Consider the following 22,477-nt stretch of genomic DNA (forward strand, 5'->3'; position numbering starts at 1 on the left):
GCGGAACTGAAGTGTCCCGCAACGCAACGCGGCCCGCGCCAGCCACGCCGACTACACTACCGTCGATGACCTCGCCCCTGCCCCTGCCGCAACCGCTCGCCGACCCCGCACTGCCTGCCTCCCGCAACCCCGCAGCGCTGGGCAAGCGCCTGTGCCGGCAGGTCGGCCAGGCGATCGCCGACTTCGGCATGATCGGCGCCGGCGACAAGGTCATGGTCTGCCTGTCCGGCGGCAAGGACAGCTACACCCTGCTGGACATCCTGCTGCAGCTGCAACGCAAAGCGCCGGTGCCGTTCGAACTGGTGGCGGTGAACCTGGACCAGAAGCAGCCCGGCTTCCCGGCCGACGTGCTGCCAACCTACCTGCGCCAGCGCGGCGTGCCCTGGCATGTGATCGAGCAGGACACCTATTCGGTGGTCACCCGCGTGGTGCCGGAGGGCGAGACCCTGTGTTCGCTGTGCTCGCGGCTGCGCCGCGGCGCGCTGTACCGTTACGCTGCCGAGCACGGCATCACCAAGATCGCGCTGGGCCACCACCGCGACGACATCGTCGCCACCTTCTTCATGAACCTGTTCTTCCACGCCAAGCTGGCGGCGATGGCGCCGGTACTGCGCAGCGACGATGGCCGCCACGTGGTGATCCGGCCGCTGGCCTATGTGCGCGAGGACGACATCGCCGCCTACGCGCAGGCACAGGCCTTCCCGCTGATCCCGTGCACGCTCTGCGGCAGCCAGGAGACCCTGCAGCGCCGCCAGGTCGGGCAACTGCTGCGGCAATGGGACCGGGAGCACCCGGGACGGGTGGAGCAGATCGCCCGGGCGCTGGGCAACGTGCATCCGGCGCAGCTGGCCGACCGCACGCTGTTCGATTTCGCCGCGCTCGGCGGCGCCGCCACGGCCGCGACTGCCGCCTGGGCGGACGACGCACCGGGCTGATCCACCTCGCTGAACCGCCCGATGCGGTACCCAGGCGGGCACGATGCGACAATGGCCGCCGCTCCCCGGCGCACGCCGCCGGACCGTCCCGTTTCCTTCAGCTGGATGCTCGATGTTCTTTCGCAATCTGACCCTGTTCCGCTTTCCCACCACGCTCGATTTCTCCGAGGTCGAAAAGCTCCTGCCGGAGGCCCAGCTCAAATCGGTCGGCCCGCTGGAAATGAGCTCGCGCGGCTTCATCTCCCCGTTCGGCCGCGACGAGCAGGAAGCGCTGTCGCACCGCATCGCCGAGTTCCTGTGGCTGACCGTCGGCGGCGAGGACAAGATCCTGCCCGGCTCGGTAGTCAACGACCTGCTCGCGCGCAAGGTCGCCGAGATCGAGGAGAAGGAAGGCCGGCGCCCCGGCGGCCGCGCGCGCAAGCGGCTGAAGGACGACCTGATCCACGAGCTGCTGCCGCGCGCCTTCGTCAAGTCCTCGCGCACCGACGCCATGCTCGACCTGCAGCACGGCTACGTCGCGGTGGACACCTCCAGCCGTAAGACCGGCGAGAACGTGATGTCGGAGATCCGCGGCCTGCTCGGCAGCTTCCCGGCGCTGCCGCTGAACGCGGAAGTGGCGCCGCGCTCGATCCTCACCGGCTGGATCGCCGGCGAACCTTTGCCCGAAGGCCTGAGCCTGGGCGAAGAGTGCGAGATGAAGGATCCGATCGAAGGCGGCGCGGTGGTCAAGTGCCAGCACCAGGAACTGCGCTGCGACGAGATCGACAAGCACCTGGAGGCCGGCAAGCAGGTCACCAAGCTGGCGCTGGTGCTCGACGACCACGTGTCCTTCGTGCTCGGCGACGACTTGGTGATCCGCAAGCTGAAGTTCCTCGACGGCGCGCTGGACCAGCTCGAGCATGCCGACCAGGACGGCGTGCGCGCCGAACTGGACGCGCGCTTCGCGCTGATGAGCGCCGAGGTGCGGCGGCTGTTCCTGCTGCTGGAAGAGGCGCTGAAGCTGAGCAAGGCCGACTGATGCGGCGGAGGCAGCCGCACGCGGCTGTCACCGTGCGCACCCGCACCGGCGGTATGCTGTGCCCATGCCCGATCTGCTCCGTCGCCTGATCGCGCCGCCCCCGGCGGCCGTCGAACGCGACCTCGTCCGCTTCCGCCTGGACGAGCGCGAAGTCGAGGTGCTGCGCGTGCGCGACCCGCGCGCGCGGCGCATCAAGCTCAGCGTGGACGAACGCGGCGCGCGGCTGACCCTGCCGCTGCGCGCCAGCCTGATCGCGGGCGAACGTTTCCTGCTGGAGAACCGGCAGTGGCTGGCGCAGCAGCTCTCGCGCTATGTCGCTGCCGAAACGCTGACGCCGCTGCGGCCGGGCGAAGCGGGCGAACTGCCGCTGCGCGGGCAGTCGCTGCCGGTGACCTGGCACGACGCGCGCTACGCGCGCATCGAGGTCGCCGACGGCGTGGCCCATCTGCACCTGCCGCCGCGCGGCGGCGACGCGGCGCTGCGCCGGGCGCTGCGCGATTTCTACGAAGCCCAGGCCCGCGCCGACGTCGGCCGCTGGTTGCCGCACTACCTGCCATCGCTGCCGCGCGCCCCGCGCGCGGTGCGCTACAAGGTGATGTCCTCGCAGTGGGGCTCGCTGGCGCCCGACGGCAGCATGGCGCTGGACCTGGCACTGGTGCTGGGGCGGCCCTCGGCGTTCGAGTACGTGCTGGTGCACGAGCTCTGTCACCTGATCCAGGCCAACCACTCGCCGGCGTTCTGGCACGAAGTGGAAGCGCGCTTCCCCGACTGGCGCGCCGAGCGCACCTGGTTCCACCAGCACGGCCGCCAGCTCAAGGCGCATCTGCGCTGGCTGCTGCGTCCGGATCGCGACTGAAGCGCGCATCCACGAACGGTGGGAAACGCGCCGTAGGAGCGGCTTCAGCCGCGACGGGCTTTACCGATAACGCGCATCGCGGCTGAAGCCGCTCCTACAGGACAAGCTGCACCCGATCGATAGGCTTGTTCTTCGAAGCACCCGGAAAGACCCTGCAGCCGTTGTACGCCCGGACCGCAGCTGAACACCGAACATCGCAAGGCGATCGGCGCCGGCGGCAAGGGTGCGGTTGGGTAGCGAATCGGGCAAGCATGCTGCGCTGCGGCACGAGATGGCGCGCGCGGGGATGCGAACAAGGGGGATAAAGACGGCGGGTGGGCGCGCCGCTACGGGCGCATCGCAATGTGTTGGCCCAGCGCTGCGGAAGCAGAACTCCATGCAGCGCCCGGTAGGCCCCCTCTCCTCCCGCCTACCGCAAATCAGGCGCGTCCTCCGGCGCCAGCGAGGCGGTACGGTCCGAGCGGCGCTACGCCGGCATGTCAGGACGCCGGGATCGAGCCGCGAACACAGGACGTATCGCGTCTACGCCTGTTGACGGCAGGCGTGGGCGCAACTTAAGCGAAAATTTTTCTACACACAAGCTTCACGTTGGGTGTGTAGGGGACACACCTACACGGCTGTCCGCAGGCCCCTGACGCCTGCATATCTGGCTGGGCGACGGAAGACCCCGCGCGGTGCCGCCTGTGCGGCGCATGGGGCATCCCATCCTTCCAGAACGCCTTTGCGTCAGGCACTGCGTGCGTAGTCGAAGCCGGCTGGCGCAGGCTGGATCGCCAGCACCGGCAATTGGTTCTCCGCGGGCAGAACCGACGATGCCGCGCCGGCCAGGCGGAACACCGCCACCGCCTCGCTCAGGCTGCCGGCCTGCTGCTCCAACGCACGCGACGCGGCGGTGGCCTGCTCCACCAGCGCCAGGTTCTGCTGGGTGCTGCGGTCCATCTGCGCCATCGCCTGGCCGACTTCGTCGATGCCGGCGGCCTGCTCCTGCGACGCCGCCGCGATCCCCGCCATCAACGCATTGACCTCGCTCACCGAAGTCATTACGCGGCCCATGGTGCGGCCGGCGTCGTGCACCTGCGCCGAGGCCACGGCCACTTGGTCCACCGACGCCTCGATCAGGCGCTTGATTTCCTTGGCCGCATCGGCCGAGCGCTGCGCCAACGCCCGCACCTCGCTGGCGACCACGGCGAAGCCGCGGCCCTGTTCGCCGGCACGCGCGGCCTCCACCGCGGCATTGAGCGCCAGGATGTTGGTCTGGAAGGCGATGCCGTCGATCACCCCGATGATCTCGCCGATCTTGCGCGACGCCGCTTCCACGCCCTGCATCGCACCGACCGCCGCATCGATCGAGACGCCGCCGTGGCCGGCCACCGTCGCCGCGGCGTCGGCCAGCTGGTTGGCATGGTGTGCATGCGTGGCGTTCTGGCGCACGGTCTCGGTCAGGCGCGCCGCCGCCCGGGCGGTGCGCTCCAGCGTGCCGGCCTGTTCGGCGCTGCGTTGCGACAGGTCCTGGTGGCCGCCGGCGATGGCGCCGGCCTCGGCATCGATCGCCGCAGCCGCGTGCTGGATGCCGGCCACGATCGCCGCCAGTTGGTCGGCGCTGGTGTTGGCGTCGTCGCGCATGTCGGCGAACACGCCACGGAAATCGCCATGCATGCGCACGCCGAGGTCGCCGCTGGCGATGGCGCGCAGCAACCCGGACAACTCGCCCAGGTTGCCGTCGACCGTCGCCATCAGCTGGTTGAGGCTCTCGAGCATGATGCGGAAATCGTGCTGGTGCGCGCCCAGGTCGGCGCGTGCGCTGAAGTCGCCGGCCGCGGCGGCCTCGGCGAGATGCCAGATGTCGCGGCTGAGCGTGCCGAGGTTGGCCTTGATCGCATCCATCGCCTCGGAGATCGCGGCCTGCTCGCCGGGCAGGCGCGGCATGTCCTCGCGGAGGTCGCCGATGGCATAGCGCCGCATCAGCGCCACCATCGACTGTGCGGTGCCCACATGCAGGTCGACCAGCGCATTGGCGTCGCGCAGCAGCTGGCCGTAGTCGCCCGGGAACGCCACCGCATCGCCGCGACAGGCGATGGCGCCGTCGGCATGCTGTTGCGCCATTTTCCGCTGCTCGGCCAGCACCGCGCGCAGTTGGCTCTGCATGGTCTGCATGCTGCGCAGCAGGTCGGCGGCCTCGTCGTTGCCCTGTGCAGGCACCACGGCATCGAGCTGGCCGGCGGCGATCGCCGCAGCGACGCGGGTACCGTCGCGTAGCGGCCGTACCAGGCTCTGAGTGATGCACCAGCCCAACCAGGCGCTGACCGCCAGCAACAGGCCGCCGCCGAGCAGCAGCAGCCAGCGCGCGCGGGCCATGGTGGTCACCGCCTGCGCATAGGATCCGTCGCTGAGCGTGCGCAGGTGCGCGGCATTGCGCTGGATCGCTTGTTGCCACTGCACCAGCAGCGGCTGCAGGGTGTACAGATGCAGGGTCTGCGCATCCAGGTTCTGGTTGTCTGCGGCCAAGGCCAGCACCTGCGACTGGAACGGCTGCACCTGCGTGTAGGCCGTGTCGATCGCCGCACGCAACTGCGCGCCGGTACGGTCGGCCGGGTCCAGACGCAGCGCGAACAGTTTGCCCCGCGCCTGCGCGTAGTCGCGCTGGGCGTCGCCGATGGCGCGCACCACTGCCTGCTTCTCGTCGGGATTGGTCAGGATGACGTCGTTGAGTAGGCCGATCTCCAGCCGCGCCTGCGCCGCGACCATGGCGTTGGACAGGCGGATCTTCTCCATCTTGTCCAGGGCGATGTCGTCGAGCTGCTGCCGCGCCAGCGCCATCGACGCCAGGCTGGCCACGATCAGGGCGCCGCAGATCAACAGCAGGGCAGCGAAGGCGAAGGTCAGGCGCGGGCCGACCCGGTAGCGGCGAAGGAGGCGGATCATCGGAAGCGCAGCATCAGGGCGAGAGGTGCGCGCTACGCTGTGCGCCGAAGTTTTCCGAAACGCGACGGCACCGCGACAACATGTCGAACTGTGACGCTGCGTAAGAAACAACTGCGGCGGCCTGCGCAGCGTCGGCGCTCACTGCGTCACAGTGCGCGTGCGCGATGCCCGGATTCGATGGTCGCGGCGGCGCAGACGCACGGCGGCGCGGTCAGCGCCGCGTCTGCGTCAGAGGAAGCCGTGCAGCAACGCGGCCACCGCCGCCGGTTGTTCCATGTGCAGGTGGTGGGTGCCGGGCAGCGTGTGCACGCGGCCGTCGCGCAGGCACGCGGCGCGCTGCAGGCGCAGCGGCTCGGGCAGCATGTCCTGGGCCGGATCGGCGAACACCACCACGGTCGGGCATTCGATGCCGCGCAGCAACGCCTGCATCTGCGACTCGGTCGCGCGGATCGCCGTCGGCAGGGTCAGGCGGCGGTCGCTGCGCCACACGTAGCCACCGTCCACCGCGCGCACGCCGCGTTCCACCAGCAGTCGTGCCGCCGGCTCGCTGAGCTGGTTGGCCAGCATCCGCGCCCGTACCGGCGCGGCCAGGTCGGGGAACACGCGCAACGGCGTGGCGGTGGCGCGGCGCGTGCTGGCGACGCTGTTGCGCAGCCGTTCCACCGCACCCGCCTCGCTCTCGGCCAGGCCGCCCAGCATCTCGATCGCCACGAACTTGTCGATGCGCTGCGGCGCTGCGGCCGCGAGCAGGCTGGCGATGGCCGCGCCCATCGAGTGACCGATCAGCACGAAGCGCTCCCACCCCAGCGCATCGGCCGCGTCCAGCACCGGGTGCAGGGCGCTGGCCAGCAGATACTCGGCGCCATCGGGCAGGTCGCTGCTGTGGCCATGGCCGGGCAGGTCCAGCATCACCAGATCCAGCTGCGGCAGGTGCCGGCTCAGCGGCACGAAGCTGGCGGCGTTGTCCAGCCAGCCGTGCAAGGCCAGCGCCTTCGGCCCGGCCGGATCACCGCTGCGCAATCCGGCCAGCGCGCCTACCCGCGACGGGCAGGCGAAGGGACGCACGCTCATGCGGCGCGGGCCGCCAGCTGCGCCAGCGCGCGCGCGTGTGCCGGGGCGTCGTTGAGGCAGGGGATGTAGCGCACCTGCATGCCGCGCTCGGCGCAGGTCTCGACGAAGCCCATCGCCACTTCTTCCAGGGTTTCCAGGCAATCGGTGGCGAAGCCGGGACAGATCACGTCCACCTGCTTGACCCCCTGCGCCGCCAGTTCCCATAGTCGCGGCTCGGCATACGGGCGCAGCCAGCGCTCGGCGCCGAAGCGCGACTGGTAGCCGAGCTCCCATTGCCCGGGCTCCAGGCCCAGCGCAGTGGCGATCGCCCGCGCGCTGGCTTCGCAGCGCTGCGGGTAGGGGTCGCCGTTGTTGGCCACGCGCTGCGGCAGGCCGTGGAAGGAGAAGAACAGCCGCTCGCCGCGGCCGTGCTGCGCCCAGTGCGCGCGCACGCTGTCGGCCACCGCCGCGACCCAGGCCGGGTCGGTCGGGTAGTCCTCGATCAGGTGCACCGGCAGCTGCGGATGGCGCGCCTGCCAGGCCTGCACCACGTCCTCGATCGAGGCGGTGGTGGTGGTCGAATACTGCGGGTACAGCGGCAGCACCACGATCCGGCGCACGCCGGCCTCGCGCAGCGCGTCCAGGGCCGGCGCCAGCGCCGGCGTGCCGTAGCGCATCGCCCAGGCCACGCGGTGCCCGGGCAGTTCGCGCTGCATGCCCGCGGCCAGGCGCCGGGTGTACACCGCCAGCGGCGAGCCGTCCGCCAGCCACACCTGCGCGTATTTTTCCGCCGACTTCGGCGAGCGCCGCGGCAGGATCACCCAGTGCAGCAGCGGCCACCAGAACAGCCGCGGGATCGCGACCACGCGCTTGTCGCCAAGGAACTCGGCCAGATAACGGGCGACCGCAGGCGCGGTCGGCGCCTCGGGCGTGCCTAGATTCACCACCAGGATGGCGGTCTCGGGTGCGTCGGACATGCGCGCATTGTGGCAGAGCGCGCGCGTTGCGGCGTGTGGATACGCTCGATCGCGGCGATCGACGGCGCCTGTGCGCAGCGCCGGCACCACTCATTGCCGATTCATTGCCCTGTGACTAAGTTCAAGGACTTGCAGTATCTTGCTGCGGACCTACTTCGGAGCCCGCCATGCCCCTCCTGCCGCGCCTCGCCCTGTTGTTGAGCACCGTGTTGTTCGCTGGCCACGCCGTGGCCGGTCCGGAAGAGGACGAGCGCGCGCGCAACGCGCTGCGCGTGCTGACCGACATCCAGAAGATCCCCGAACAGTCCATCCCCGACAAGCTGCTCGACGAGGGCCGCGCCATCGTGGTGATCCCGGACACGCTCAAGGCCGGCCTGGTGATCGGCGGGCGCCGTGGCCACGGCCTGATGTCGGTCAAACGCCCCGACGGCACCTGGTCCAACCCGGTGTTCGTCAAGCTCACCGGCGGCAGCATCGGCTTCCAGGTTGGCGTGCAGTCCTCCGACGTGGTGCTGGTGTTCCGCAACGACCGCAGCCTGGACAACATCGTCAACGGCAAGTTCACCCTCGGCGCCGATGCCGGCGTCGCCGCCGGCCCGGTCGGGCGCAACGCCGCCGCCGCCACCGACGGCCAGCTCAAGGCCGAGATCTGGTCGTGGTCGCGCGCCCGCGGCCTGTTCGCTGGCGTCGCCCTGGATGGCGCGGCGCTGCAGATCGACGATGCCGCCGACCTCAATGCCTATGGCAGCAACACCACGCCGCGGATGATCTTCGAGGGCCGCACCACCAACCGGCCGTCCAACGACATCGTGGCCTTCCGCGACAAGCTCGAGGAAGCCACCTACGCCGCGCGGCAGAGCCGCGGCACCGACAGCAGCGGCACTCCGACGGCCGCCCCGGCACCGGCCATGCCGGCACCGCAGGCCGCGCCGGAACCGACCGCCGCACCCGACGCCGCCGCCAGCACCGCGCCCCTGCAGGGCCAGACGCAGCCGGCGCAGCAGGGCTTCCAGCCGGTGTCCGACGGCGAGATCCGCACCGAGAAGCTCGACGGCGATCGCTGAGCGCCGTTCCCAACGCCACCTGTCCATCGCGCCGTGCAGGCTTGCCTGCACGGCCGGGAAAGGTAACGCGGCGCGACGCGGTGCGTTATCCTGCGGGTTCCTTACGACTTTTCTGCGAGCGGATCATGGGCAGTCTTAGCATCTGGCACTGGCTGGTGGTGCTGGTGATCGTGCTGCTGGTGTTCGGCACCAAGCGGCTGACGAGCGGCGCCAAGGATCTGGGCAACGCGGTCAAGGAATTCAAGAAAGGCATGCGCGACGAGGACAAGCCCGCCGGCCAGCTCGGCGACGAGACGCGCAGCAGCAGCGAGCCGTCCCGCCAGACCCAGGCCGAGCGCGACCGCGACGCGCACTGACGGGACCCCGCCGGCGTGTTCGATATCGGATTCAGCGAACTGCTGGTGATCGCGGTGGTGGCCCTGGTGGTGCTCGGCCCCGAGCGCCTGCCCAAGGCGGCGCGCTTCGCCGGGTTGTGGGTGCGCCGCGCGCGCGCGCAGTGGGACTCGGTGAAGCAGGAACTGGAACGCGAACTGGAGGCCGAGGAACTCAAGCGCAGCCTGCACGACGTGCAGAGTTCGCTGCGCCAGGCCGAGACCCAGTTCCGCGACGGCAGCGAGGAACTGCAGCGGCAGACCGAGGCGCTGCGCCGCGAGATCGATCCGAACCCGCCGGTGCCGCCGCCCGACAGCGCGACGGCGACCATGCCGCCAGCGACAGTTGCCACAATAGACGCCTCGACTGCACACGCTCCCGACACGGCCACGCCACTGCCGCCGTCGACGGCGCCCGCCGCTTCCGTGCTGCCAGCCGCCGCGCGCGGTGCGGCCGCGCCACATCCGGCGCCCGCTGCTGCGACCGCGCCCACTGGCCAACCGCCCTCCATTGATCCGGAGGCGCCACGATGAACGTCGAAGCCGAGAGCAGCCTGATCGAACACCTGATCGAACTGCGCGCGCGGCTGATGCGCGCGCTGATCGGTTTGGGCGTGGTGGTGGTGGCGCTGCTGCCCTTCTCCAAGCGCCTGTACTCCTGGCTGGCCGAACCGATGCTGGCGCAGTTGCCGGTGGGCCAGAGCGTGATCGCCACGCACCCGGCGGGCGCCGTCATCGCTCCGCTCAAGCTGGCGTTCTTCCTGGCCCTATTCGTGTCCGCGCCGTGGCTGCTGTACCAGGCCTGGGCCTTCGTCGCGCCCGGCCTGTACCAGCGCGAGAAGCGCCTGGCCCTGCCGCTGCTGGCCTCGGCGGTGCTGCTGTTCTACCTGGGCTGTGGCTTCGCCTACTTCCTGGTGTTGCCGGCGGTGTTCCACTTCCTGACCACGTTCAAGCCGGACGTGATCCAGCTCACCCCCGATGCCGGTGCTTATCTGGACTTCGTCCTGGCGATCTTCTTCGCCTTCGGCGCCAGCTTCGAACTGCCGGTGGCCTTGGTGATCCTGGCCTTGCTCGGCTGGGTGACCCCGCAGCAACTGCGCGAGGGCCGCGGCTACGCGGTGGTCGGCATCTTCGTCCTGGCGGCGATCCTGACCCCGCCGGACGTTGTCTCGCAGTTGATGCTGGCGATCCCGATGTGCCTGCTGTACGAACTGGGCATCATCGCCGCGGCAGCGGTAACCAAGAAGCCGGGAGTGGAGATTCGGGAGTAGGGAGTCGCAAGAGCGGTTCGCTGCCTCTTACGCATCCTCGAACCAGATCGCCACCGCACGGCGCACCTGCACACAGCAAAACGGCCCCGAGGGGCCGTTTTGCTGTGGCTGTGGCTCTTGCGAATCCCGAATCCCGACTCCCCAATCCCGGCTCTACGCCACAAAGACGTTGGACGGCGGCGGCGGCACCGCCGGCGCGGCCTCGCCGGCGTGCACGAACATCTGCTTCCAGGCCGCGTACACGGTCCCGGCCAGGACCGGCATCAGCAGCGCCATCAGCAGTAATTGCGCGACCAGCGCGGCCACGGCGGTGCCGACGAGCAGCTGCAGCACCAGCATCACCACGGTCAGCGCGAAATAGAACGCGAACATGGCCAGGAAGGCGAGGACGAAGAACACCAGCATCGCCGGCAGGTTGTGCAGGCAGGCCCGCAGGCCGTGCCCGATGGCGGCGATGCCGTTGCGGCCGTCGAACATCACCTGCGGCGCGAACAGGAACAGGGTCAGCGCCACCGCCACGAACCCGACCGCCACCAGCATCAGCCACAGCAGGATGCGCAGCGCCGGCAGGGTCGCGACCAGTTGCTCGACCTGCAGCGGATCCGGCTGCGCGCCGGACTGGCCCAGCTCGTTGAGCTTGTTCATCACGGTGGTCAGCTGCTCGAGCCCGCCCGGGCCGATCACCACCACGGCCAGCAGGGCCAGCGTCAGCCCGACCACCACCTGCGGCAGCAGCGCCATCAGCAGGTTCGGCGTGCGGCCGCCCTGCAGCCCCTGCAGCAGCTGCGCCGGCTCGGCGCTGCGGCCCTGGTCGACCTCGCGCACGGCCCACACCAGTCCGCCGAACAGCAGCGGACCAGCCAGCCCCATCAGCAGTTGCGCCAGCATGCCCAGGGTCGGGTTGAGCACGCCCAGGAACAGGGCGATCAGCGCCGCCAGGCCCCAGATCAGCCCGAGCCGGCCCAACGCCCAGGGCGCGCGCCGCAGCAGGGACATGCCGGCCAACAGCCATTCCGCGCCGGCCGAGGCCGGCAGCTTGCGAATCTCGATCATTGCCAATCCGAAGTGGGGGACGCCGTACAGCGCGGCGACTGCACAGATTATCGCGGTTTTGCCTGGCCGCTGCTGTGCTGCCCGCGTGCGTGCTGAACGAAGCGCCGCAACAGTTTGCGCGCCAGCGGCGCGGCGCTGACCTCGCGGGCGATGGTACGGGCGCAGCGTCCGGCGCTGCGTAGACAGTCGGCACGCGCCTGCACGTAGCCGCGCATGTGGTGGGTGGCGAACTCCGGATGGAACTGCAGGCCCCAGGCCGCCTCGCCCCAGCGGAACGCGTGGCACTGGTCCTGCGCCGAGCGCGCCAGCACCGTGGCACCGGCCGGGGCACGCAGCACCGTCTGCAGATGCGTGGCATGCGCGGGGAAGCGCTCAGGCAGGCCAGCGAACAGCGGATCCTCGGCCGCGGGCGGGTGCAGTTCGATGTGCACCGTGCCCGATTCGCGCCCGGCCGGGTTGTAGGCCACCTCTCCGCCCAGCGCATGCGCCAGCAGCTGGTGGCCGTAGCAGATGCCCAGCAGCGGCGTGCCGTCCTCGGCTGCCTCGCGCAGCCAATCGGCCGAGCGCTCGCTCCAGTCGGCCCGATCGGTGACGAACGCCGCCGAGCCGGTGACGATCACCCCGGCAAAGTCGCCCCGCGTCGGCAAGGCCTCGCCGGCGGCGACATTGGCCACCACCGTGTCGCGCTCGGCCAGACCGGCGGCGACGCGGATCCAGTGCGGGAAGCGTCCGTAGCGCCGCATCGTCGCCACCGGTTCGCCGGTTTCGAGGATCAGGAAGGGCGCAGCACGGCGACGGACGGGAGAAGCGAACGGCATGCTGGGATTCTAGACGGCAGCGCGCGGCTTTTTTCAAGCACCGATGCTGCGGATGGCATAAGCATATAACTACGAGCAAGGGGATGCGGTGGGACGCCCAGGCCTGACTCACGGCACGGTGGCGCCGCGGTGGGACGGCGGCACGGTGGTCGCGCAAGCGATCCTGCGTGGCGTCCTGTCGGGTCGGTGCATGGCCACGGCTTCCCATCCGCTTCAGCGCGGGGCGCGCAGGCTGTCGCCCTTCCCTCCTGGCAGGTTCGGTATGCGCAGTCCCCTGATTTCCTTGGTCCTGGCCACTCTACTGAGCGCATCCGCATCGGTAGCGGCGGCGCCGGAGTCCAGCCGTCCCGCCCCGCCCACGACGCTGACGGTGCTCAGCTCCGGCGGCATCATGGGCGCGATCCGCGCCGTCGCGCCCGATTACGAACGCGCCACGGGCGTCACGCTGCACATCGAGGCGGCACCGTCGATGGGCGACACGCCGCAGGCCATTCCCAACCGCCTCGCCCGGCACGAGCCGGCGGACGTGCTGCTGATGGTCGGCGCGGCGCTCGACAAGCTCATTGCCAGCGGCCAGGCGCGCCCGGCCAGCCGCGTGGACCTGGGCGAGTCCTATATCGCCATGGCGGTCAAACAGGGCGCGCCCAAGCCGGACATCTCCACGATGGCCGCCTTCCGCAAGACCCTGCTGGACAGCCAATCGGTGGCCTATTCCGACAGCGCCAGCGGCGTCTATCTGTCGCGCACGCTGTTCCCGCGGATGCGGCTCGGCAACGGCTTCGCCGCCAAGGCGCGGATGATTCCCGCCGAGCCGGTCGGCGCGGTGGTCGCACGCGGCGAGGCGCAACTCGGCTTCCAGCAACTGAGCGAACTCAAGCCGGTGCCGGGCATCGCCATCGTCGGCCTGATCCCCAAGCAGGCGCAGCAGATGACGCTGTACTCCGGCGCCGTCGTCAGCGCCAGCACGCAGCCACAGGCGGCGCAGGCGTTGCTGGAGTACCTGGCGTCCCCCGCTGCAGCCAGGGCCATCGCGGATAGCGGGCTCTCGCCGCTCGCCGGGAAGAAGAAATAGCCGCGGTACGGATCGCAACACGGGCATCCGGCATTCCCACCGACGCGACAGCACCTCATCGCCCTTGCGGCGACCTGACGAGATGCCCGGTTGCCGCGATCGCGGCTTCGGCCGCGACCTGCGTAACCGAAGCGCCTGTCGCGGCTGAAGCCGCTGCTACAGGGACAACGACATGTGGTGCTGAGTCGCGGCAAAGCGCGTCATGAGGATGCCTGGACCGCTGCACGCACGGCCCTCTGTAGCTCTTCCCCTGAGAAGTTCGCGCAGACGTAATGAGATTGCAGCCCATCGTCCACGCCGCGCCCGGCAAGTCGGCGCCCGGGGAGGCGCAGGCCGACGCGCCGCCCCGCCCCGCTCACTCCCGCGGCGGCAACACCGACAGCACTTCCTCGATGGTGGTCAGGCCGGCGGCCACCTTTTCCAGGCCGGCGCGGCGCAGCGTGCGCACGCCCTCGGCCTGGGCGGCGCGGCTGAAGCCGGCCAGGTCCATGTCGGCACGGATCAAGGTGCGCAGGCGCGGGGTCACCGGCAGCAGTTCGTACAGGCCGACCCGGCCCAGGTAGCCGGTGCGGCGGCACTCCAGGCAGCCGACCGGGGCGTAGGCCTGGATCGGCTCGGGCAAGGTCTCGCCCGGCTCACGCAGGACGTCCCACTCGTGCGCCTCCAGGGTGTGCGGGCGCTTGCAGTGGCCGCACAGGGTGCGCACCAGGCGCTGCGCCAGCACACCGTTGAGGGTGGAGGCGACCAGGTAGTGCGGCACGCCCAGGTCGAGCAGGCGGGTGATCGCCGAGGGCGCGTCGTTGGTGTGCAGGGTCGACAGCACCAGGTGTCCGGTCAGCGAGGCCTGCACCGCCATCTGCGCGGTTTCCAGGTCGCGGATCTCGCCGATCATGATGATGTCCGGGTCCTGCCGCAGCAGGGTGCGCACGCCGCTGGCGAAGTCCAGGTCGATGTTGGTCTGCACCTGCATCTGGTTGAACTCGGTGGCGATCATCTCGATCGGGTCCTCCACGCTGCACACGTTCACGTCCGGCGTGGCCAGGCGCTTGAGCGTGGAGTACAGCGTGGTGGTCTTGCCCGAGCCGGTGGGACCGGTGACCAGCACGATGCCGTGCGGGCGTTCCACCAGCGCGTTCCAGCCGGCCGCTTCCTGCGCGCTGAAGCCGAGCTGATCCACGCTCTTGAACGCGGCGTCCGGGTCGAAGATGCGCATCACGCACTTCTCGCCGAAGGCGGTGGGCATGGTCGACAGGCGCATCTCGGTCTCGCGCCCACCCGGCGAGCGGGTCTTGATGCGCCCGTCCTGCGGCCGCCGCCGCTCGGCCAGGTCCATGCGCCCGAGCACCTTGATGCGGCTGACGATGGCGGTCATCACCGCCGGCGGCACTTCCAGCACCTTGTGCAGCACCCCGTCGATGCGGAAGCGCATGCGCCCGGCTTCGCGCCGCGGCTCCAGGTGGATGTCGCTGGCCCGCTGTTCGTAGGCGTACTGCAGCAGCCAGTCGACGATGTGCACGATGTGGTGGTCGTCAGCGTTGACGTCGCCGCCGCGGCCCAGCTCCACCAATTGCTCGAAGCTGGGCAGGCCGCTGCTCTGCTCGGTGCGCCCGTCCTTGGCGCCGCGCACCGAGCGGGTCACGCCGAAGAACTCCATCGTGTAGCGATGCAGGTCCAGCGGGTTGACCACCACCACCTCGATGCGGCGCCGCGCCAGGTGCTGCACGTCGCCCAGCCAGTCCAGCGCCAGCGGTTCGCTGGTCGCCACCAGCAGGCGTTCGGGCTGCAGGGCCAGCGGCAGGATGCGGTGGCGCCGCGCGTAGGCGTGCGAGACCACGCCGGTGACCGCGGCCACGTCGACCCGGGTCGGATCGATGCGCAGGTAGCGCAGGCCGCAGCGCTGCGCCAGCCATTCGGTCAGCCGTTCCAGGCTCAGCTCGCTGCCCGGCGGGCGGGTCGCGGCGAGTTTCAGGTTCGACAACAGCACCAGCGGATGCACGTCGCTGGCGGTGCGCGCGGTCTGCGCCGAGAACTGCACGCGGCCGCGTTCGGCCGGCGCGACCAGGCCGTCGGCGAGCAGCGCCGCGGCCACCCGCTCGAAGCTCAGGCGGCCCGGCGGCAACGCCACGGCCGGCTCGGCGGGCAACGACGCGGGCGGCGCGGCAGGGCGCGAATCCATGGTCCAGGTCCGGTGCGCGGAAGTCCCCGCGAGTCGGTCGCTATACTAGCGCACCCCTCAACCGGCCCCTGCGAGATGTCCGTTTCCCGGTCCGTACCGATCACGTTCCAGGGTCTGATCCAGACCCTCAACCAGTTCTGGGCGCAGCACGGCTGCGTGCTGATCCAATCGCTGGACCTGGAAGTGGGCGCCGGCACCTTCCATCCGTCCACGTTCCTGCGTGCGCTCGGACCGGAGCCGTGGAACGCGGCCTACGTGCAGCCCAGCCGCCGCCCCACCGACGGCCGCTACGGCGAGAACCCGAACCGCCTGCAGCGCTACTACCAGTACCAGGTGGCGATGAAGCCGAACCCGGACAACATCCAGCAGCTGTACCTGGATTCGCTCAAGGCGCTGGGCATCGACCCGCTGGTGCACGATCTGCGCTTCGTCGAGGACAACTGGGAATCGCCCACGCTCGGCGCCTGGGGCCTGGGCTGGGAAGTGTGGCTCAACGGCATGGAAGTCACCCAGTTCACCTACTTCCAGCAGGCCGGCGGCCTGGAGTGCAAGCCGGTGCTGGGCGAGATCACCTACGGTCTCGAGCGCCTGTGCATGTACCTGCAGAACTGCGACAACGTCTACGACCTGGTGTGGACCTACGGCCCCGACGGCACGCCGGTCACCTACGGCGACGTCTACCACCAGAACGAGGTGGAGCAGAGCGCGTACAACTTCGAACACGCCAACGTGGCCGAGCTGTTCCATCGCTTCGACGCGTGCGAGCAGGAAGCGCAGGCGCTGGTCGAGGTCGGGCTGCCGCTGCCGGCCTACGAACAGGTGACCAAGGCCAGCCACGCTTTCAACCTGCTCGACGCACGCCGCGCGATCTCGGTGACCGAGCGCCAGCGCTACATCCTGCGCGTGCGCGCGCTGGCGCAGGCGGTGGCCAAGGCCTACTACGCGCAGCGCGAGAAGCTGGGCTTCCCCGGCGTCAAGAAGTGATCAAAGCCCCTCTCCCCCCGGGAGAGGGGTTGGGGTGAGGGTGCGCCGGCACGCACGGCCGGATGCTCCCGACTCCCCAGGCGCCCGCACCCTCATCCGCCCCTTCGGGGCACCTTCTCCCGCAGGGAGAAGGGAAAAACCGCTAGCAAGGTCTGACACATGAGCCAACACCTTCCCCTGCTGATCGAACTGGGCACCGAGGAACTGCCGGTCAAGGCATTGCCGGGCCTGGCCCAGGCGCTGTTCGACGGCGTGATCGCCGGGCTGGAGAAGCGCGGCATCGCGGTCGAGCGCGGCGACGCCAAGCCGCTGTCCACGCCGCGCCGGCTGGCAGTGCTGCTGCCGGGCGTGGCCGTCGAGCAACCGGAGCAGCGCGCGGAAGTGCTCGGCCCCTACCTCAACATCGCGCTGGACGCCGACGGCCAGCCGACCAAGGCGCTGCAGGGGTTCGCCGCCAAGGCCGGGATCGACTGGACCGCGCTGGAGCGCACCAGCGACGCCAAGGGCGAGCGCTTCGTGCATCGCGCGGTGAACCCGGGCGCGCGCACCGCCACGCTGCTGCCGGAGATCCTGCGCGAGGCGATCGCGGCGATGCCGATCCCCAAGCCGATGCGCTGGGGCGATCACGACTACGGCTTCGCACGGCCGGTGCAGTGGCTGGTGCTGCTGTTCGGCGGCGAGGTGGTGCCGATGCCGCTGTTCGGCGTGGAGGCCGGCCGCGACAGCCGCGGCCACCGCTTCCTGCACGATGCGCCGGTGCCGCTGGCGCAACCGGGCGAGTACGTGGCCGCGCTGCAGGCCGCGCAGGTGCTGGTGGACCCGGACGTGCGCCGTGCGCGCATCGTCGCCGAGGTCGAACAGGCCGCGCGCGCCGCCGGCGGCAGCGCGCGCATCGCCGAGGACAACCTGGAGCAGGTGGTGAACCTGGTCGAGTGGCCGTCGGCGGTGCTGTGCAAGTTCGAGCCGGCGTTCCTGGCGGTGCCGCAGGAAGCGCTGATCGAGACCATGGAGAGCAACCAGAAGTTCTTCCCGGTGCTGGACGACGGCGGCAAGCTCACCGAGCACTTCATCGGCATCGCCAACATCGTCTCGCGCGATGTCGCCGAAGTGGCCAAGGGCTACGAGCGGGTGATCCGCCCGCGCTTCGCCGACGCCAAGTTCTTCTTCGACGAAGACCTCAAGCAGGGCCTGCAGGCGATGGGCGCCGGCTTGGCCAGCGTCACCTACCAGGCCAAGCTCGGCAGCATCGCCGACAAGGTGCAGCGCGTGGCCGCGCTGGCCGAAGCGATCGCGGCGCAGGTCGGCGTGGACCCGGCGCAGGCGCGCCGCGCCGCCGAACTGAGCAAGAACGACCTGCAGTCGCGCATGGTCAACGAGTTCCCGGAACTGCAGGGCATCGCCGGCCGCCACTATGCCGTCGCCGCCGGCGAGCCCAGCGAGATCGCCCTGGCGATCGACGAGGCCTACCAGCCGCGCTTCGCCGGCGACGACATCGCCCTGTCGCCGCTGGGCAAGGTGCTGGCGATTGCCGAACGCCTGGATACGCTGGCTGGCGGCTTTGCAGCCGGTCTGAAGCCCACCGGCAACAAGGACCCATTCGCGCTACGGCGCAATGCGCTGGGGTTGGCGCGGACGGTGATTGAGAGTGGGTTTGATGTGGATTTGCGCGATTTGCTAGGCGCCGCCACCTTGCAGGCACTGCTGGCTGTCGCCGCATCAGGTCCGAAGAAGGACGCGTCGGCCAGCCAAGCGGCCGCAAACCCCATGGCCGCCAAGGCTTCCGGCAAAGGTTTCGTCGCCGATTTCTTGAAGTCTCACTTCGCCGAACAAGGTCAGTCGGTCGCGGTAGCGGATACAGCCGCTATGGTCGCGGAGTTGTTCGACTTCATCCTCGACCGCCTGCGCGGCTACTACGCCGACAAAGGCGTGCCGGCGACGCAGTTCAACGCAGTGGCTGCGTTGTTCTCGGTCGCGGCTGAAGCCGCTCCTACAGGTGGCACCGCGGGCACTGCAGGAGCAACCGCGACCGCCGCGCTTGGTTCGCTGTACGACTTCGACCGCCGCATCGACGCGATCGGCACCTTCGCCGCCTTGCCGGAGGCCGAGGCGCTGGCCGCGGCCAACAAGCGCATCCGCAACATCCTGCGCAAGGCCGAGGGCGAGATTCCGGCGCAGGTCGACGTCGGCCTGCTGCGCGAGCCGGCCGAGCGCGCGCTGGCCGAGGCGGTGGAAGCGGCGATCGTGGAAACCGACGGCGCGTTGCGCCAGCACGACTACGTCACCGTACTGAACTTCCTGGCGCGGCTGCGTCCGCAGGTGGACGCGTTCTTCGACGGGGTGATGGTCAACGCTGACGACCCGGCGCTGCGCCGCAACCGCCTGGCCCTGCTCAAGCGCCTGGGCGACCGCCTCGGCAGCGTCGCTGCGATCGAACACCTGTCAGCGTAAGCAGCAGAAGCGTCGAACCAGAGACGGGCCGCCTCGCGCGGCCCGTTCTCGTTTCATGGAGATGGCTGCCGCCGCGATGCGCGGCGCAACTGGCTTCGGCACACCGCGATGCGTCGGGACTGAAGTCCCTCCCACAGTGCATTGGCTGTGTGCTCCGCAAGCCTCGGTAGGAGCCGCGCGTGTTTCTGCCGCGGCGAAAGAAACCAGCAATCACACCGCAGAGAACGCGCCTAGCCGGAAGCCTCCAACCCTGCACACAAGGGACAGTGTGCGAGCGCCCGCAATCAAGCCCCTCTCCCTCCGGGAGAGGGGTTGGGGTGAGGATACGGCGCGCAGCGACCCGCGGAGTGTGGGCACACGAGGCTTCGCCCGGACCCTCATCCGCCCCTCCGGGGCACCTTCTCCCAAGGGGAGAAGGAACAGCCGACTAGCCCCTCTCCCTCCGGGAGAGGGGTTGGGGTGAGGGTACGGCGCGAAGCGACCCGCGGAGTGCGGGTGCACGAGGCTTCGCCCGTACCCTCATCCGCCTCTTCGGGGCACCTTCCCCCAAAAAGGGGGCCGTGGTCCCGCAGGGAGAAGGGAAAAGCTGCACTACAGGCATTACGAAACGAATGCCTCACCATCCGCAGCACAACGCACGACCAGCGCTGCCAATCCCCGGCTTTTCAGCAGCCGAATGGCTGATCATCCCCAATCCCGATTCCCCAATCCCCGCTTCTAATCAAACAACGCCTGGATCGCCGCCAACCCCGCATTCGCGCGTTCCTTCTTGCGTGCCGCGTCGGCCACCGGGTCGGCGCCATCGCGCTGCATTTCCTCGGCCGGGATCTCGTCGAAGAAGCGGCTGGGCTTGAGCCGGATGTGCTCGCCGAACTTGCGGGTGAGCTTGCTGTAGCTCATCCACAGCTGCTCCTTGGCGCGGGTGATGCCCACGTACAGCAGACGCCGCTCTTCCTGCAGGTTGCCCTCTTCCAGGCTGACCTCGTGCGGCAGCACGCCGTCCTCGCAGCCAACGATGAACACGTAGCGGAACTCCAGGCCCTTGGACGCGTGCATGGTCATCATCCGCACCTGGTTGCCGCCGTCGTCCTTGTCGTTGCGCGACAGCAGCGCCAATTGCGCGGCCAGGTCGCCGACGGTGGCGCCACGCGGGCCGCCTTCGAACCACTTGGCCAGTTCCTCCAGGTTGCCGCGGCGGCGCTGGAAGCTCGCTTCGTCCTTGCACTGGCTGCGCAGCTCGCGGATCAACCCCGACTGCTCGGCGAGCTGGCGCACCACGTCGGCCGAGGACAACGTGGTCGAGGCCGTGCGCAGTTCGTGCAGGATGTCGACGAAGTCGCTCAGGCCGTTGGCCGCGCGCGGCGGCAACTGCTGCAGCGCACCCACCGACTCGGCCGCGCGCGACATCGGCAGGTGCTTGGCCGAGGCCAGTTCGGCCAGCTTGGCCAGCGAGGTCGCGCCGACCTCGCGCTTGGGCGCCTGCACCGCGCGCAGGAACGCCGCATCGTCGTCGGGATTGACCAGCAGGCGCAGCCAGGACAGCACGTCCTTGACCTCCTGCCGCTCCAGGAACGCGGTGCCGCCGGTGATGTGGTACGGCACGCTGGCCATCTGCAGCGCCTTCTCCAGCGGCCGCGACTGGAAGTTGCCGCGGAACAGGATGCAGAAGTCGCTCCACGGCACCTGCTTGGCAGTGCCCAGGTAGGCGATCTCGGCGGCCACCTTCTCCGCCTCGTGCTCGCTGTCGCGACACTCCCACACGCGGATGCGCTCGCCGTCGGCCTGGTCGCTCCACAGCGTCTTCAGGTGCTCGTGCGGGTTGTGCGCGATCAAGGCGTTGGCCGCGCGCAGCACGCGGTTGGAGCAGCGGTAGTTCTGCTCCAGCTTGATGATCTGCAGGGCCGGGTAGTCGCGGCCCATCTGCATCAGGTTTTCCGGGTTGGCGCCGCGCCAGGCGTAGATGCTCTGGTCGTCGTCGCCCACGCAGGTGAAGTTGCCGCGCGGGCCGGCCAGCATCTTCAACAGCCGGTACTGCGCGTCGTTGGTGTCCTGGCTTTCGTCCACCAGCAGGTAGCCGATGCGTTCGCGCCAGGCCATCACGATGTCCTCGTTCTCCTCCAGCACCTGCACCGGCAGGCGGATCAGGTCGTCGAAGTCCACCGCGTTGAAGGTGCTCAACCGCGCCTGGTAGCGCTCGTACAGGCTGGCCGCTTCCTGCTCGCGGTTGCTGCGCGCCGCCGCCATCGCCTGTTCCGGCGACAGCCCGGCGTTCTTGGCGCGCGAGATCAGGTTCTTGGCGTCCTCGATGGCATCGGGCTTGGCGCCGGGCATCAGGTCCTTGATCTGCGCGGCGGCATCGTCGGCGTCGAAGATCGAGAAGCCGCGCTTCAACCCCACCGCGGCGTGTTCGATCTGCAGGAACTTCAGCCCCAGGGCGTGGAAGGTGCAGATGGTCAGGCCGTCGGCGGCTTCGCTGCGGATGCGCTTGGCCACGCGCTCGCGCATTTCCTTGGCCGACTTATTGGTGAAGGTGATCGCGGCGATGCGCTTGGCCGGGTAGCGGCCGCTGGCGATCAGGTGCGCGATCTTTTCCACGATCACGCGGGTCTTGCCGCTGCCGGCGCCGGCCAGCACCAGCAACGGACCCTCGCAATGCAGGACCGCGGCGCGTTGGGGAGGATTGAGACCGTGCATGAAGACTTCCCTTGGCCGTGCATTGTACCGGGCGCCGGCCGGCGGTTCAGCGCCGCCTGTCCGCCGCCCCTGAACCGGTTCGTGGACCGGTCTGGCGGCGCCAGCGCGCACGGCCGCCGCGCTAGAATCGGCGGCATGGCGAAACTGTATTTCTACTATTCGGCGATGAACGCCGGCAAGACCACCACGCTGCTGCAGTCGGCGCACAACTACCGCGAGCGCGGCATGCGCACGGCGATCCTGACGCCACGGCTGGACCACCGCGCCGGCAGCGGCGTGGTCGCTTCGCGCATCGGCCTGCGCGCCGACGGCATGGGCTTCGGCGCCGAGACCGATCTGCTGGCGACGATCGACGCCGACATCGCCAGCCACGGGCCGCTGCATTGCGTGCTGGTGGACGAAGCCCAGTTCCTCAGCCGCGCGCAGGTCTGGCAGCTCAGCGAAGTGGTCGACCGGCTGCGCATCCCGGTGCTGTGCTACGGCCTGCGCACCGATTTCCGCGGCGAGCTGTTCGAGGGCAGCCAGTACCTGCTGGCCTGGGCCGACGAACTGCAGGAGATCAAGACCATCTGCCACACCGGCAGCAAGGCGACGATGACCGTGCGCGTGGACGAGAACGGCCATGCGGTACAGGACGGCCCGCAGGTGGAGATCGGCGGCAACGAGCGCTACGTGTCGGTCAGCCGCCCCGAGTTCAAGAAGATCATGCGCGGCGAAGGGCGCATCGATCCGCTGCAGATCGCGCTGCCGCTGTAACCCGACTGCATC

18 protein-coding genes are annotated in these 22,477 nt (G+C 69.8%); 11 read left to right on the forward strand and 7 right to left on the reverse strand.

The features are described from left to right. Positions 1 to 65: 65 nt before the first annotated feature. From ttcA to GGR71_RS16480, 3 genes are all read left to right on the forward strand, one after another. Positions 66 to 935 carry a tRNA 2-thiocytidine(32) synthetase TtcA gene (ttcA, locus tag GGR71_RS16470; protein WP_160960416.1) on the forward strand — a complete coding sequence of 290 codons (870 nt, stop codon included), beginning with the start codon at positions 66 to 68 and terminating at the stop codon, positions 933 to 935. 112 nt (positions 936 to 1,047) lie between these two features. After that, positions 1,048 to 1,953, forward strand: a complete 906-nt coding sequence (locus tag GGR71_RS16475; RefSeq protein WP_048491703.1) for a recombination-associated protein RdgC — start codon at positions 1,048 to 1,050, stop codon at positions 1,951 to 1,953. 64 nt (positions 1,954 to 2,017) lie between these two features. Beyond that, positions 2,018 to 2,809, forward strand: a complete 792-nt coding sequence (locus tag GGR71_RS16480; RefSeq protein WP_160960413.1) for a M48 family metallopeptidase — start codon at positions 2,018 to 2,020, stop codon at positions 2,807 to 2,809. 726 nt (positions 2,810 to 3,535) lie between these two features. On the opposite strand, the gene GGR71_RS16485 is transcribed toward GGR71_RS16480, so the two are convergent. The 3 genes from GGR71_RS16485 to hemH all read right to left on the reverse strand — a co-directional run bounded on the left by GGR71_RS16485 (position 3,536) and on the right by hemH (position 7,758). Next, entirely contained in the window at positions 3,536 to 5,731 is a 2,196-nt protein-coding gene (locus GGR71_RS16485; protein WP_160960411.1) for a methyl-accepting chemotaxis protein, read from the reverse strand. Between the two features lie 228 nt (positions 5,732 to 5,959). Then, positions 5,960 to 6,802, reverse strand: a complete 843-nt coding sequence (locus GGR71_RS16490; RefSeq protein WP_160960408.1) for an alpha/beta fold hydrolase — start codon at positions 6,800 to 6,802, stop codon at positions 5,960 to 5,962. Then, positions 6,799 to 7,758 (reverse strand): ferrochelatase, encoded by a 960-nt coding sequence (gene hemH / locus GGR71_RS16495; RefSeq protein ID WP_160960405.1) that lies wholly within the window; start codon positions 7,756 to 7,758, stop codon positions 6,799 to 6,801. The genes GGR71_RS16490 and hemH overlap by 4 nt, the downstream gene beginning before the upstream one ends. Positions 7,759 to 7,925: 167 nt before the next feature. On the opposite strand from hemH, the gene GGR71_RS16500 reads away from it, so the two are divergent. From GGR71_RS16500 to tatC, 4 genes are all read left to right on the forward strand, one after another. Next, entirely contained in the window at positions 7,926 to 8,822 is an 897-nt protein-coding gene (locus GGR71_RS16500; protein WP_160960403.1) for a lipid-binding SYLF domain-containing protein, read from the forward strand. Positions 8,823 to 8,947: 125 nt separating this feature from the next. Continuing rightward, positions 8,948 to 9,178, forward strand: a complete 231-nt coding sequence (gene tatA / locus GGR71_RS16505; protein WP_019798768.1) for a Sec-independent protein translocase subunit TatA — start codon at positions 8,948 to 8,950, stop codon at positions 9,176 to 9,178. 15 nt (positions 9,179 to 9,193) lie between these two features. After that, on the forward strand, positions 9,194 to 9,727 hold the full coding sequence (gene tatB, locus GGR71_RS16510) for a Sec-independent protein translocase protein TatB (protein WP_160960402.1): 534 nt from the start codon (positions 9,194 to 9,196) through the stop codon (positions 9,725 to 9,727). Beyond that, complete coding sequence (tatC, locus tag GGR71_RS16515) at positions 9,724 to 10,464, forward strand: twin-arginine translocase subunit TatC (protein WP_160960401.1); 741 nt, start codon at positions 9,724 to 9,726, stop codon at positions 10,462 to 10,464. The genes tatB and tatC overlap by 4 nt, the downstream gene beginning before the upstream one ends. A gap of 153 nt (positions 10,465 to 10,617) precedes the next feature. On the opposite strand, the gene GGR71_RS16520 is transcribed toward tatC, so the two are convergent. Continuing rightward, on the reverse strand, positions 10,618 to 11,517 hold the full coding sequence (locus GGR71_RS16520) for a BPSS1780 family membrane protein (RefSeq protein ID WP_160960400.1): 900 nt from the start codon (positions 11,515 to 11,517) through the stop codon (positions 10,618 to 10,620). Positions 11,518 to 11,564: 47 nt separating this feature from the next. Beyond that, a complete protein-coding gene (locus tag GGR71_RS16525; RefSeq protein WP_160960399.1) occupies positions 11,565 to 12,335 on the reverse strand; it encodes a glutamine amidotransferase in 771 nt (256 codons plus the stop codon). A gap of 190 nt (positions 12,336 to 12,525) precedes the next feature. Here GGR71_RS16525 and GGR71_RS16530 point away from each other — a divergent pair, with 190 nt between their 5' ends. Then, positions 12,526 to 13,407 carry a substrate-binding domain-containing protein gene (locus GGR71_RS16530; protein ID WP_237474381.1) on the forward strand — a complete coding sequence of 294 codons (882 nt, stop codon included), beginning with the start codon at positions 12,526 to 12,528 and terminating at the stop codon, positions 13,405 to 13,407. Positions 13,408 to 13,762: 355 nt separating this feature from the next. On the opposite strand, the gene GGR71_RS16535 is transcribed toward GGR71_RS16530, so the two are convergent. After that, positions 13,763 to 15,583 carry a GspE/PulE family protein gene (locus GGR71_RS16535; RefSeq protein WP_160960398.1) on the reverse strand — a complete coding sequence of 607 codons (1,821 nt, stop codon included), beginning with the start codon at positions 15,581 to 15,583 and terminating at the stop codon, positions 13,763 to 13,765. Positions 15,584 to 15,658: 75 nt separating this feature from the next. Between GGR71_RS16535 and glyQ the strand changes: the two genes are divergently transcribed. Continuing rightward, positions 15,659 to 16,567, forward strand: coding sequence for a glycine--tRNA ligase subunit alpha (gene glyQ, locus GGR71_RS16540; RefSeq protein WP_048491716.1), 909 nt, complete (start codon positions 15,659 to 15,661; stop codon positions 16,565 to 16,567). Between the two features lie 159 nt (positions 16,568 to 16,726). Further along, on the forward strand, positions 16,727 to 19,015 hold the full coding sequence (gene glyS / locus GGR71_RS16545; RefSeq protein WP_160960396.1) for a glycine--tRNA ligase subunit beta: 2,289 nt from the start codon (positions 16,727 to 16,729) through the stop codon (positions 19,013 to 19,015). A 717-nt stretch (positions 19,016 to 19,732) separates the two neighbouring features. Here the strand turns inward: glyS and rep are convergent. Then, positions 19,733 to 21,709 carry a DNA helicase Rep gene (gene rep / locus GGR71_RS16550; protein WP_026144192.1) on the reverse strand — a complete coding sequence of 659 codons (1,977 nt, stop codon included), beginning with the start codon at positions 21,707 to 21,709 and terminating at the stop codon, positions 19,733 to 19,735. A 135-nt stretch (positions 21,710 to 21,844) separates the two neighbouring features. Between rep and GGR71_RS16555 the strand changes: the two genes are divergently transcribed. Further along, positions 21,845 to 22,465 (forward strand): thymidine kinase, encoded by a 621-nt coding sequence (locus tag GGR71_RS16555; protein WP_048491719.1) that lies wholly within the window; start codon positions 21,845 to 21,847, stop codon positions 22,463 to 22,465. Positions 22,466 to 22,477: the final 12 nt, after the last annotated feature.

Source organism: Xanthomonas sp. F1, assembly GCF_014199855.1.

Bases quoted from the DNA above. Each gene is read 5' to 3' on its own strand.
- ttcA (WP_160960416.1), top strand. From the start codon at position 66: ATGACCTCGCCCCTGCCCCTGCCGCAACCGCTCGCCGACCCCGCACTG.
- GGR71_RS16475 (WP_048491703.1), top strand. From the start codon at position 1,048: ATGTTCTTTCGCAATCTGACCCTGTTCCGCTTTCCCACCACGCTCGAT.
- GGR71_RS16480 (WP_160960413.1), top strand. From the start codon at position 2,018: ATGCCCGATCTGCTCCGTCGCCTGATCGCGCCGCCCCCGGCGGCCGTC.
- GGR71_RS16485 (WP_160960411.1), bottom strand. From the start codon at position 5,731: ATGATCCGCCTCCTTCGCCGCTACCGGGTCGGCCCGCGCCTGACCTTC.
- GGR71_RS16490 (WP_160960408.1), bottom strand. From the start codon at position 6,802: ATGAGCGTGCGTCCCTTCGCCTGCCCGTCGCGGGTAGGCGCGCTGGCC.
- hemH (WP_160960405.1), bottom strand. From the start codon at position 7,758: ATGTCCGACGCACCCGAGACCGCCATCCTGGTGGTGAATCTAGGCACG.
- GGR71_RS16500 (WP_160960403.1), top strand. From the start codon at position 7,926: ATGCCCCTCCTGCCGCGCCTCGCCCTGTTGTTGAGCACCGTGTTGTTC.
- tatA (WP_019798768.1), top strand. From the start codon at position 8,948: ATGGGCAGTCTTAGCATCTGGCACTGGCTGGTGGTGCTGGTGATCGTG.
- tatC (WP_160960401.1), top strand. From the start codon at position 9,724: ATGAACGTCGAAGCCGAGAGCAGCCTGATCGAACACCTGATCGAACTG.
- GGR71_RS16520 (WP_160960400.1), bottom strand. From the start codon at position 11,517: ATGATCGAGATTCGCAAGCTGCCGGCCTCGGCCGGCGCGGAATGGCTG.
- GGR71_RS16525 (WP_160960399.1), bottom strand. From the start codon at position 12,335: ATGCCGTTCGCTTCTCCCGTCCGTCGCCGTGCTGCGCCCTTCCTGATC.
- GGR71_RS16530 (WP_237474381.1), top strand. From the start codon at position 12,526: ATGGCCACGGCTTCCCATCCGCTTCAGCGCGGGGCGCGCAGGCTGTCG.
- GGR71_RS16535 (WP_160960398.1), bottom strand. From the start codon at position 15,583: ATGGATTCGCGCCCTGCCGCGCCGCCCGCGTCGTTGCCCGCCGAGCCG.
- glyQ (WP_048491716.1), top strand. From the start codon at position 15,659: ATGTCCGTTTCCCGGTCCGTACCGATCACGTTCCAGGGTCTGATCCAG.
- glyS (WP_160960396.1), top strand. From the start codon at position 16,727: ATGAGCCAACACCTTCCCCTGCTGATCGAACTGGGCACCGAGGAACTG.
- rep (WP_026144192.1), bottom strand. From the start codon at position 21,709: ATGCACGGTCTCAATCCTCCCCAACGCGCCGCGGTCCTGCATTGCGAG.
- GGR71_RS16555 (WP_048491719.1), top strand. From the start codon at position 21,845: ATGGCGAAACTGTATTTCTACTATTCGGCGATGAACGCCGGCAAGACC.